General features: G+C 42.8%; 12 protein-coding genes. 2 read left to right on the top strand and 10 right to left on the bottom strand.

Annotated features, from left to right (window positions below; translation table 11 throughout):
* Positions 1–139 precede the first annotated feature (139 nt).
* From CU633_RS18570 to CU633_RS18535, 8 genes are all read right to left on the bottom strand, one after another.
* Positions 140–895 carry a maleate cis-trans isomerase family protein gene (locus CU633_RS18570; protein ID WP_101662067.1) on the bottom strand — a complete coding sequence of 252 codons (756 nt, stop codon included), beginning with the start codon at positions 893–895 and terminating at the stop codon, positions 140–142.
* An 80-nt stretch (positions 896–975) separates the two neighbouring features.
* On the bottom strand, positions 976–1752 hold the full coding sequence (locus CU633_RS18565; RefSeq protein ID WP_101662066.1) for an ABC transporter permease: 777 nt from the start codon (positions 1750–1752) through the stop codon (positions 976–978).
* 36 nt (positions 1753–1788) lie between these two features.
* Positions 1789–2538 (bottom strand): ABC transporter permease, encoded by a 750-nt coding sequence (locus CU633_RS18560; protein ID WP_101662065.1) that lies wholly within the window; start codon positions 2536–2538, stop codon positions 1789–1791.
* Entirely contained in the window at positions 2535–3350 is an 816-nt protein-coding gene (locus tag CU633_RS18555; protein ID WP_101662064.1) for an ABC transporter ATP-binding protein, read from the bottom strand. The genes CU633_RS18560 and CU633_RS18555 overlap by 4 nt, the downstream gene beginning before the upstream one ends.
* An 88-nt stretch (positions 3351–3438) precedes the next feature.
* Complete coding sequence (locus CU633_RS18550) at positions 3439–4506, bottom strand: ABC transporter substrate-binding protein (protein WP_180955031.1); 1068 nt, start codon at positions 4504–4506, stop codon at positions 3439–3441.
* Between the two features lie 49 nt (positions 4507–4555).
* On the bottom strand, positions 4556–5182 hold the full coding sequence (gene leuD, locus CU633_RS18545) for a 3-isopropylmalate dehydratase small subunit (RefSeq protein ID WP_101662062.1): 627 nt from the start codon (positions 5180–5182) through the stop codon (positions 4556–4558).
* Positions 5179–6603, bottom strand: coding sequence for a 3-isopropylmalate dehydratase large subunit (leuC, locus tag CU633_RS18540; RefSeq protein ID WP_101662061.1), 1425 nt, complete (start codon positions 6601–6603; stop codon positions 5179–5181). Before leuC ends, leuD begins: the two co-directional genes overlap by 4 nt.
* Positions 6604–6618: 15 nt before the next feature.
* Positions 6619–7821 carry a CaiB/BaiF CoA transferase family protein gene (locus tag CU633_RS18535; protein WP_101662060.1) on the bottom strand — a complete coding sequence of 401 codons (1203 nt, stop codon included), beginning with the start codon at positions 7819–7821 and terminating at the stop codon, positions 6619–6621.
* A 236-nt stretch (positions 7822–8057) separates the two neighbouring features.
* On the opposite strand from CU633_RS18535, the gene CU633_RS18530 reads away from it, so the two are divergent.
* Together CU633_RS18530 and CU633_RS18525 are read left to right on the top strand one after the other, a co-directional pair.
* Positions 8058–8729 (top strand): GntR family transcriptional regulator, encoded by a 672-nt coding sequence (locus CU633_RS18530; protein WP_101662059.1) that lies wholly within the window; start codon positions 8058–8060, stop codon positions 8727–8729.
* A complete protein-coding gene (locus CU633_RS18525) occupies positions 8726–9610 on the top strand; it encodes a hydroxymethylglutaryl-CoA lyase (protein ID WP_101662058.1) in 885 nt (294 codons plus the stop codon). Before CU633_RS18530 ends, CU633_RS18525 begins: the two co-directional genes overlap by 4 nt.
* Positions 9611–9715: 105 nt before the next feature.
* Here CU633_RS18525 and nagB read toward each other — a convergent pair whose 3' ends face one another.
* Together nagB and CU633_RS18515 are read right to left on the bottom strand one after the other, a co-directional pair.
* Complete coding sequence (gene nagB / locus CU633_RS18520; RefSeq protein ID WP_101662057.1) at positions 9716–10444, bottom strand: glucosamine-6-phosphate deaminase; 729 nt, start codon at positions 10442–10444, stop codon at positions 9716–9718.
* A gap of 139 nt (positions 10445–10583) precedes the next feature.
* Entirely contained in the window at positions 10584–12071 is a 1488-nt protein-coding gene (locus tag CU633_RS18515) for a sugar ABC transporter ATP-binding protein (RefSeq protein ID WP_180955030.1), read from the bottom strand.
* Positions 12072–12116 lie beyond the last annotated feature (45 nt).

The following is a 12116-nucleotide window of genomic DNA, read 5'->3' as shown; positions in this document are numbered from 1 at the left end:
TCCACAATGATTTCCCCATATCTTCTAGAAAGGCTGATATGTCTGTCTTAACAAAAAAAGGTTCTCCATACAGAGAGCCCTGTCTTTTTTAATATAAAAGTTTTTTTGTTTTTCATCAATCCGAACATTGTGGAGCTGATTAAAACTTTCCTGACAGCAAATAACCGGCATTCGGCACCTCTGTATTCAGGTTCAATGTTTTAAGAATTTTATATACCGTCGAAGTCGCAGCAGATAATACCGGCAGTCCTGAACGTTCCTGCACCGTCTGGATAGCAGGAAGAGAAGGCATCTGAACACATGCAGATAACACAACAGCGTCCGCTCCTTTTGTATTCAAACGGGCTGCGTGATCAATAAGTTTAAGAGGATCCAAACGGCCGACTTCAAGATTGTCCGCCACTTCGAGGCTAATAGAATCGACTACCTCGATTCCGGCTGTATTTAAATATTCAATAACCATATTGGTTAAAGGTTTCATGTACGGGGTGATAATCGCAACCTTCTTCGCCCCGATCGTCTCGATGCCTTCAATCAGTGCTCCGGCGCTGCTGACAATCGGTGCTCCTCCCCCATTTTCGATTGTTGCTGATCTTAACTTCTCCTCTGAAATTTGGTGGTACCCTGGTCCCTGGCACATAATCGCAATCAAACAAGCGTAAGCCAGCACATCACATCGGGCGTCGGAAAGCTCGATCGCACATCGTTCACTATCAATGTCCATCTTCTTTAATTCTTCTGGATTCACATGCTTCATTCGCATCCTTGCCGAATGAAAGGTAAACGTTTCGTTCGTTTCAAGCTGCTGCCTGCTGTGATGCATTGCCGGAATTTCAGTTTCCATCGTCGTGTTTGAGCTCGGCACGATTAAGCCTACTCGATAATTGCCACTCATCATCATTCCTCCATAAACGTTTTTTCAGTTGTGTCTCTTCCAAACTAAGAATACTCCCCCTGCGTATAACAATGGTTCATTTATGATAGATTCATCTTGCGTTTGCCAATCTTTAATTCATTCTTTTCCTGCCAGAGCAGAAAGAGGAATGTAAAGAAAAACGCAATAAAAATAATGATGATGATCAATGCAAGAATCGAGGCCGGCTGATTGAGAGACATATAATGGACTAAACGGTGTCCCAGACCTTCATAGGATGCGAACATCTCAGCCAGGATTAAGCCGAGAAAACAAAGGCTGAAACACATTCGCAGGCCAACGACCAGCTGGGGCATGATGGCAGGGATCAGGATCTGCCGGGCTTTTTGCATAAAACTCATCCGGTACGATTTTGCCAATTTAAGATATATTTCAGGGACCGTTCTCGTTGCTTCCATGCAAATAATCATGATCGGAAAGATACCGTGGAAGACGGAAAATGCCATTCTTCCTTGAATCGTTAATCCAAAAATCAACAGGAAGATCGGATACAAAGTCACTTTGGGGATCGAGTATAATCCTAATAACAAAGGTGACAGTGTTTTGGTCCAAAAAGAGCTTAACCCGATAAAAAACCCGAGTATCACCCCTGAAGTCGCCGCAATTAAGAATGAGACTAATAACGTCAGCAAGGTGTTTCCCATATCACCAAGCCAGTTGGTTGTATTCGCCCCTAAATCGGCAAGACTTTGCCACGGTGAAGCCATCGCCGGTGCTCCGATGATTTGGTAAATAATCTGCCAGAGCAGGATAATCGCGAGCGGGACCATATATCTGCCAAACTTATAGCGTTTCTGGTCTAAAGTCATTGTATTCATGAAGTTCTCCTCTCTTAATGTTAGATTTGACTCCTTTTACATGTTTCTTCTATATACTCTAGTTTCTATAAAACCGAGAACTACATTGACGAGTAAAGCGATCACAATCACAAGGAGAACGGAACCGTACATTCCATTCATATCAAAATTATTGTACGCGTACGAAATGGTATAGCCTAATCCGCGTGAAGAGAGGATAAACTCGGTTGCAATTACCCCAATAATCGAATAAGCCGCCGCCAGTTTGACTCCAGTGAAAATATACGGCCATGCAGCCGGAAAATAAATGTGGATCAACATTTGGCGAAACGAGAGATTACACGATTGACCGACCTTAACGAGCACCTTTCTAATTTCGCGGAAGCCGATGGCGGTGTTGCTGATTACGGCTGGCATTGCAAACAGCAATCCAATCAGGATAACAGGCAACGGTCCAATCCCTAAAATACTAATAAAAATCGGATACAAAGCAAAAAAAGGGATCGCGTAAAATAAAAGCAAATACGGTTGAAGCACATGATGGGCTAAATCGGAACGCCAAAGGACGATTCCAAAGATTACGCCAAATATCATTGCTCCAATGAAACTAGCCAATATTTCCATTGCCGTGATCGCAAAATGATTTGTTACATATTCCGGATTGCCCAAGTTGCCAATCATATTCATAAACATCGCCGAAAAAGGGATAAAGGTGAACGGATCAAGCCAGTTTATCCGCGTTGCTACTTCATATAAAACCAATAAAGAAACGACTATCACGATTTGGACAACCCGGTGAAGCCTCATTGTCCTACCACCTTGTTATTGTCATATTTCAATACAGGTTTTTTCACTAAAGATTCTTCTTCCAGGCTGGACCAGAGCTTTTGTGTGATTTCGGCAAATTCCGGAGTGGTCAATGCATGAGCGTCACGCGGTTTTGGCAGATTGCTTTCAATAAGATGCTTCACCTTCCCTGGCCTTGCTGACAAGACGACAATTTTGTCTGAAAGCAGGGCAGCTTCCTGGATGCTGTGTGTGACGAGCACAACAGTTGCTTTCGTTTGTTCGACTATTTTCAGCAGCTCTCCTCCCAAAATCAACCTTGTCTGTTCATCCAATGCTCCGAATGGCTCATCCATCACAACTATTTCCGGCTGCGTCACGAGCGTCCTTGCGATCGCGACCCTCTGCCTCATCCCGCCCGACAACTCATACGGATAAGAATGTTCAAATCCTTTTAAACCAACGAGTTCAATCATATTTTTTGCTTTTTCCCGATACTCTGATTTTGGCCTGCCCTGCATTTGCAATCCAAACTCAACATTTTCCTGGACCGTTCTCCACGGAAAAGTAGATTCTTCCTGAAAGACGATGCCAATCGAACGATGGGGTCCTGTGACTGTTTCACCTTTAATTTTTACCGAACCGGTTGTTGCCAGCCGAAGCCCCGACAAAATCTCCAGCAATGTCGTTTTTCCGCATCCGCTCGGGCCAACGATCGAAATAAATTCCCCTTTCTGGACAGTAAAATCAATATCCTGTAAAGCAACCACTTCTTTAGCGTCGCTAGTATAAACTTTTGTTAAACTTTCCACTTTCATTAATGGTTCAGCCATATGCGTCCGCCCCTTTGCTCATAAATTTATAGTAATGGCAGGGGCCGGTCGATGAGAGCTCATCACCGGCCATGCTGATAAATCCACTCTATTTATTCGTGTCCAGTTTGGACGGATCCAGTTTTTGATCATCCGGAAGGAAGTCCATGTCCAAGACCTCATCCCAGACAATTTCCTGGCCTTTCTTTAAGGTATTGGCCATCTGCATCCCTTTAACGACATTATTCATAGAGTCGAGTTCAATTTTGCTGCTCCAGTGTTTTTTATCTGCCAGATCCTTAATCGCTGCAACGGAAGCTGTTTCATCAATTTCTGCCGATTTTGCAAAAATCTTTCCTGCCTCTTCAGGATTTGCGTACGTCCATTCTACCGATTTTTGATAAGCATTTAGGAAACGTTTGACCAAATCCGGGTTTTCCTTAATCAACTGCGGACTTGTTATGATAACGCTCTGCTGATAATTAGGGACATGATCGGAAACACGAAACAGTGTTTTCCAGTCATCCTTTTGAACGGAATAGGCAGGTTCCATCATTAAGGTTGCATCCACCTCTCCTGCCTGCAGCATAGTCAGTCCTTCACTGACTCCACCGGATGCAACAAGCTTCAAGGATTTTGGATCAATACCGTTTGAATCAAAGATTAATTGCGATGTTGTTTCTGTTACGGAGCCAGGGTTTGTAAACGCCCAAGTTTTTCCGACCATATCTTCGACTTTTTCAATGTCAGCATCCTTGCGGGTAACATAGACTAGATCACTAACACTTTGCACTCCCCCACTGACTATCTTCAATGGAGCTCCTGCAAGATACGACTGGAGTACAGCAGAGGTAGACACATCACCGAATGGAAGATCTCCTGACAGTACATTGCGAACCGTCGTTCCACCACCGCCACTGCCTACAATCTTATTAATCTTGATTCCTTCCTCTTCAAAAAAGCCTTGCTCAATCCCTACATCATAAGGTACCGCATATAGTCCAGTCGGGTAATGGGTGACAGAAATATCGATCACATCGATTTTCTTTCCACCACCACTGCCGCTTGAGGCTGATCCAGTTGCAGGCTTTTCTCCACCGCATCCTGCAGCAACAAACAAAAGCAACATGATCACGACTGTAAACTTGCCAAACATCATCGTTCTTTTCCAATTCATTAAATAACCCTCCTTAAATGTTACCGCTTTCATTTTTTGTTATAAAAATTCAATTAGTATGAAAAGCTTCAGAATCAAGACGATAATAAATCTTATGTTTCTTCTCAAAAGCAGCAATTTTTTCTTCAAATAGTAAGGAGGAACCAATTTCGTCCAACCCTTTTATCAACAGCTCTTTCCGGTATGGAGCCACTTCAAAATGACTTGCAAAGCCTTGATTGTCTGTTACAGTTTGACTCTCTAAATCTATCGATAGCTGGTAGCCTTTTGTACTGGCTGTTTTTTGAAATAGCTGTTCCACTTCTTCTTCACTTAGTTCAATCGGCAATATCCCGTTTTTAAAGCAATTGTTATAGAATATATCAGCGAAAGAAGGCGCTATGATCACTTTGATTCCGTAATCAGCGATTGCCCATGGAGCATGCTCTCTTGATGAACCACATCCAAAGTTTTTCCGGGCCAATAATACCCCGGCATCCCGGTAGTCTTCCTGATTTAATATAAACGACTCTTTCTCTTTTCCATTTTCAAAGCGCCAGTCATAGAACAGAAATTGGCCAAAACCGGTTCTTTCAATTCTTTTTAAAAACTGCTTCGGAATGATTGCATCCGTATCAACATTCACAACATCCAAAGGGGCAACGATGCCAGTATAATTCAAAAATGAATGTGTCATAGATTTATCTCCTCCGCCGTTTTCGTTGGCCAAGTTCTAATATCAACAAAATGCCCTTTGATGGCCGCAGCCGCTGCCATTTCCGGACTGACCAAATGCGTCCTTGCGTTCCTTCCCTGCCGGCCTTCAAAATTGCGATTGGATGTTGAGGCACATCGCTCACCAGGCAGGACGATATCTTCATTCATTCCGAGGCACATGCTGCATCCTGCTTCCCGCCACTCAAAGCCGGCTTCGATAAAGATTTTATCAAGGCCTTCACTTTCAGCCTGGCTTTTGACAAGCTGTGAACCCGGGACGACCAGGGCCCTTACATGATCAGCAGTTTTGTAACCCCTGACGATTTTTGCTGCTTTGCGCAAATCCTCGATCCGGCTGTTGGTACAGGATCCAATAAAGACTTTATTTATAGCAATCTCAGTTATAGGTGTCTTCTCAATCAGACCCATATAGTTCAAGGCTTTTTCGGCAGCCCGTTTCTGATCAAGAGGAAGTTCGGCAATCGCTGGAACTTTGCCGGTAACACCGGTAACCTGGCCAGGATTTGTTCCCCATGTCACCTGTGGAACGACTTCCGATGCATCGAACTCGACCGTTAAATCAAAAGCTGCATCAGAATCGGAATGAAGTTTTTTCCATTCTGTCAATGCTGCTTCCCAATCACTGCCTTTCGGTGCACACTCTTTATCCTTCAAGTATTGAAAGGTTGTTTCATCCGGTTCGATTAAGCCTGCTCTTCCGCCCATTTCGATTGACATATTACAGATCGTCATCCGCTCTTCCATCGACAGCTTACGAATCGCTTCACCGCGGTATTCGATTACATAACCGGTGGCAAAATCATGTCCAAATCTTCCTATCAAAGCCAGAATTAAGTCTTTCGCTGTCGTACCGGTTGGAAGCTCTCCATTGATATTGATCGCCAGCGTTTTCGACTTGAATTGCTTTAACGTTTGCGTTGCCAAGACATGTTCCACTTCACTCGTCCCAATTCCAAAGGCAAGAGCTCCAAATGCACCATGGGTGGAAGTATGGCTGTCACCGCATACAATCGTCTGGCCCGGCTGGGTAATTCCCAGCTCCGGTGCAATGACATGGACAATCCCCTGATTTCGGCTGTTCAGATCAAATAGTTTAATGCCGAAATCCCGGCAATTCTTGACCAAAGCATCCACTTGCTTTTTGGCTATTTCATCTGTAAACGGCAGGTCCCGGTCTCTTGTTGGAATGCTGTGATCCATAGTAGCAATCGTTAAATCAGGCCGCCTCACTCTTCGTCCTTTGATTCTTAGCCCTTCGAACGCCTGTGGTGAAGTGACTTCATGCGTTAAGTGGAGATCAATGAACAAGAGTGCCGGTTGATTTTCCTCTTCATGGACAAGATGATTTTCCCAGATTTTTTCATATAAGGTTTTCCCCATTACGCAACCCCTTTTTTATATGACGTTGGCATTCTTCAACTCTTCCAGCCTTTCCTGGCTGTACCCCAGTATTTCTCTGTAAACTTCATCATTATGTTTACCGACCACTTCGGCTCCCGGATGCTTTATTTTACCTGGTGTCCTGCTTAACTTCGGAACAATCCCCGGCATTGCAAATTCACCTAATTGCGGATGTTCAACATTCACAATCATTTCTCTTGCTTCATAGTGGGGATCCTCCAAAATGTCTTTAGCGGAATAGATGAGTCCTGATGGCACGCCTTTTTCCTCGAGAATTTTGAGGGCCTCCTTCGCCGGCAATCTTTTCGTCCATTCTTCAATCATCGAATCAAGCAGCTTCATATTTTCCCCTCTGGCATTATGGGTGGAAAACCTCGGGTCTTCCGCGAGTTCCGGCTGCTCCATCGCTTCACAAAGTCTGTTGAAGACATTATCTGCATTCGCACCAATAACGATGTAGGTTTTATCTTTTGTCAAATAAATATTTGAAGGCGCAACACCAGGAAGAATATTGCCCATTCGCTCTCTCACATAGCCAGCAAGCAAGTAATCGGGAATGATGCTTTCCATAATCGAAAATACCGATTCGTATAGAGCGGTATCGACGACCTGGCCTTTCCCGGACTGCTCTCTTTCATGAACAGCAACGAGACAGCCAATTGTTGCGAATAACGCGGCTAATGTATCACCGATTGAAATGCCAATTCTCGAAGGTGGTCGATCGGGAAAGCCTGTTACATAACGGAGACCGCCCATCGCTTCCCCGACACTTCCGAACCCTGCCCGATGTTTATAAGGCCCTGTTTGCCCGAAGCCCGAAGTTCTTACCATAATTATTTTCGGATTGATTTCAGCTAAAATTTCGTATGAAAGATTCCACTTTTCCATCGTTCCAGGACGGAAGTTCTCGATGATGATATCCGCTTCCTTAACCATCTCTTTTAAAATGGCCTGGCCTGCTTCTTCACGCAAATTAAGAGTGATAGATTTTTTATTTCTTGATTGAATCGGCCACCAAAGTCCCACACCATCTTTGGACTTCCCCCAGTTTCTCATCGGGTCTGATTTTCCGGGTGGTTCCACTTTAATGACCTCGGCACCAAAATCGGCCAGTAATCTTCCCGAAAAGGGACCAGCCAAAAGTGTACCCAGTTCGATGACACGTAAATTTTCTAAAGGCAATCGAGTTTCAGTCAATCGGATCCCTCCTGTCTGTGCTTTATGGTTTAAGTTTCTCTATTAACTCATAAATCTAAATTTTCTTAATCTTGTATACAAATTTAATCGTTTGTATACAATAAGTCAACCACATTTTAAAAAATATTTATTTTTTAGCTAAAACGATCAATTTAACCGCTTACATTACTTATTTTCAGAATATTATTGATATTATTTTTCACATTGTATACAATAGATGCGTGAGGTGTTAACACATGTATGCATACGAATTCATAAAAGATGCGATTATCCAAGGAAAATATGAGCCGGGTATGAGGCTTGCGGAGGAATCACTGGCAAAGGAATTGAACTTAAGCAGGACACCAGTTAGAGAAGCCATTAAGCAGCTTGAAGCAGAAGGACTGCTGGTCCCATTAAAACGCGGAGTCAGTGTCAGGCATTTTACAAAAGAGGATATCCGGCAAATATACGATTTAAGAACATTGCTCGAAGGATATGGCGCCAGCCAAGCCGCAATTTACCGCACTGACGAAGATCTTAAAAGAATGGAAACAGCCAACCATTTATACGAAAAAGTGATCACTAAGTATATTGAATCAGATATGGACAGCATTAAAGAAATTGTCGATGTTAACCAGGAATTTCATAATTCAATTGTTGCTGCCTCCAAGAACTCGCATATTTTCTTTCATATCTCAAAGGTTGTCGTTGTTCCGGTCGTCTTTCGGTCTTTTTACTGGTATAACCATTTTCAGCTTCAACAATCTCTCGAAGTCCATAAGATCATTCTCCAGGCCATTAAAAATAAAGAACCCGAGCGTGCCCGGATCGCCATGCATGAACACATTTTTCAGGGGCGTGATCATGTGTTGCGGCATCTTGAGGAAATAAAAAATAATCATCTATTAAAGGAGGAAGATTCATGATCGAAATTTGTGAAGTGGGCCCCCGCGATGGGTTGCAAAATGAATGTAAAATCATTTCCACAGAAACAAAAGTAGAATTGATCAACCGTCTGATCAATGCTGGAATCCGCAGTATCGAAGCCGTTTCTTTTGTTAACCCCAAGGTCGTTCCGCAGATGGCTGACGCTGAAGAAGTGCTGCGATTGCTCCCGAAAAGAGAGAATGTCATATATGCTGGTCTCGTCTTAAGCCGGTCAGGCCTGGATCGTGCTTTAAAAACAGAGGTCGACTTCTTGCATATTGTCACAGCTACAAGCGATCAATTTAATATGCGGAATGCGAAAAGAACCGTGGATCAAGCTGTCGAAGAATTATCAAAGGTCATTCGTGAAGGTGTTGAAGCAGGCAAAGGCGTCGCGGGTGTTCTTGGAACTGCATTCGGCTGCCCGTTTGAAGGAGATGTGCCTTTATCACGAGTATTGAAAGTGGCTGAAAAATTTTTACAAGCAGGTTGTACGAAAATTACACTGGCTGATACAACCGGAATGGCCAATCCGATACAAGTGCAAAAAGTAATTAAAGGATTTATAGACGCTTTTGGATCGGAAATATCATTGGGACTTCATTTCCACAACACTCGTGGACTTGGCCTGGCAAATACATTAGCAGGATTTCAAGCCGGAGTAAACAGATTCGACTCCTCGATTGCTGGCTTGGGCGGCTGTCCGTTCGCTCCAAAAGCTGTTGGGAATGTATGTACAGAGGATATGGTCAATATGTTTCATGGTATGGAAATAGAAACAGGCACTGATCTACATCAGCTACTTGAGATCGCTAAATGGATGGAACAGAATATGGAGCGTTCTTTGGATGGGATGCTGATGAAGGCCGGGATTGCATAAAGCAGATAACTCCCCGTCAAATATCCTTTGAAGTTCCTCAGTAGTTGTCTGGGGAGCTTTTTTAGTTTCAAATTAACTTAATCAAGAAAACAGCCTAATCAAATACTAAAAAGTTCTTGATAATGCATTCTTATCTGCAATGACTGTAACATTAGGATGCAGTTTTAAAATTGAAGCTGGAAAGGCTTCGCAAACTTCATCTTCCAGCAGCTTGTGAAGAGCTTGAGCTTTCTCCACTCCAGAAACGAGCAGCAAGATTTCTCTGCTTTTTAAGATCGTCGAAATCCCCATTGTAATTGCATGAGTAGGCATTTCAGCTGATTCACTGAAGAATCGCGAATTTGCCATCCTTGTTGTGTTGGCAAGCTCGACAACATGGGTTTTCGATTCGAACAATGTCCCCGGTTCGTTAAAGCCAATATGTCCATTGCGGCCCAGCCCTAAAATTTGCAGATCAATATGCCCGTTTTGTTCAATTGATGACTCATATCGACTGCATTCACTTTTTAAGTCACTGTTTATGCCATTGGGAAGATGAATATTTTCAGTTAAAATATCAATATGCGAAAATAAATGTTTATTCATATAATAGTGATAGCTGCTTTCGTTTTCATGCCCTAAACCAACATATTCATCAAGGTTAAACGTTTTAACATGTTGGTACGTAGTTTTATTAATCAAATAGTCTTCTGCTAAATAGCGATATAAGCCCTCAGGTGTACTTCCCGTCGCAAGTCCTAAAGTAAATGTCTTAAAATTATTTACATTTTCTATTACAATTTCGCCTGCTGTTCTGCTTAATTCTTCGTAGTCATTGACTGTAATCAATTTCAAGTTAGACTACTCCTTTCATTCTTTGAGATTTCTAATATGAGAAAAACCTTAGGATAGATATCCTAAGGTTGATTTCAGGACAGGATTCGTCCACGGCGATCGGATATAAGCCTGATGAGGCTATAGACGACATCCAACATTACCTCTGTCCGGTTGCATATTGCATAACCAATTCAGAAGTTGCTTCTTCTCTGGAAATTTCACCGGCAATCGTTCCATTCCTCATCACAAGAATACGGTCACTAACCCCCAACACTTCGTTGAGCTCGGAAGAAATCATCAGAATCCCGACTCCCTCGGAAGCAAGCTTATACATCAGCTTGTATATTTCGGATTTAGCGCCAACATCAACTCCTCTTGTCGGTTCATCAAGAATCAACAATTTTGGCAATGTCGAAGTAGATCGTGCTAAAACAACTTTTTGTTGATTTCCCCCGCTCAGATTTATGACCTTTTTCTCTGGATCCGTTGTTTTAATACGAAAATCGTTGATATACTTTTGAACCTTATCCCTTTCGGTTTTGGAATTGATTAAACCGAAACTGATATAGTTATCCAGGCTGGACATGGTAGCATTATCACGAATCGACATTTCCAGGAATAGACCCATTTCTTTTCTATCCTCTGGAACAAGGCTTATTCCTTTTTCTATCGCCTTGGAAGGAGAAGAGATGGAGATTTCTTTCCCCTCTAATTTAATTGTACCTGAGTCAGGCTTCATCAATCCGTATAAATGATAGGCCAGTTCAGTGCGCCCCGAACCGACGAGACCTGACAGTCCAACAATTTCGCCCGCCTTGACGGTAAAAGAAATATTGTCCAGCATATCTTTTTTTGAAAGTCCGTTCACTTCAAACAATACGTCCTGCTTAATATTGCTTTGGAAATCATAAATTTGGTTAAGCTCACGGCCTACCATATGATAGATCACTTGCGCTTTACTTGTTTCTGAAGCAATACTGCTCGCCACTGTTGCGCCATCACGAATGACCGTGATCCGGTCGGCAATCAGAAATACATCATCAAGATCATGGCTGATATAGATAATTCCCACGCTCTGGGCTTTTAAAATAGCAACCGTATCAAATAACAGCTTTTTTTCAATATCGGTTAATGACGTGGTTGGTTCATCCATAATAATGATCTTCGACTGCATCGATACCGCCTTTGCTATTTCAACCAGCTGTTTCTGGGCCATACTCAAATTTCCTACCAGTGATTGCGGATTCAGGTTGATCCCAATCCGGGTTAAGGCTTCTCTCGCAGCTTCATTCATGCGGGACTCATTCAGAAAAGGACCTGCTGTTAATTCCCTGCTTAAAAACATATTGGCAGCAATACTAAGGGAGTTAACAAGGTTTAGTTCCTGATAGATCATACTTATTCCGGCACTTTGGGAATCTCTTGTACTCGTAAACTTTTGATGACGGCCATCTACGACAATTTGCCCAGTATCTGGCTGATGAACTCCTGCAATCGTCTTCATAAGCGTTGATTTTCCCGCCCCATTTTCACCAACTAAAGCATGGACTTCACCCGGGTACAGGTCAAAACCAATATTATCGAGTGCGAGTACTCCTGAAAACCTTTTAGATAAATTAGATATGCTGAGCAGGGCATTTTCCATATCAAAAGTCCCCATTTCCTTTATTAGCTTTACGAACGATCGAGT

It is taken from the genome of Bacillus sp. V3-13 (genome assembly GCF_002860165.1).
Classification (GTDB): Bacteria; Bacillota; Bacilli; order Bacillales; family Cytobacillaceae; genus Bacillus_BJ.
This window is presented reverse-complemented; position numbering and strand designations above follow the sequence as displayed.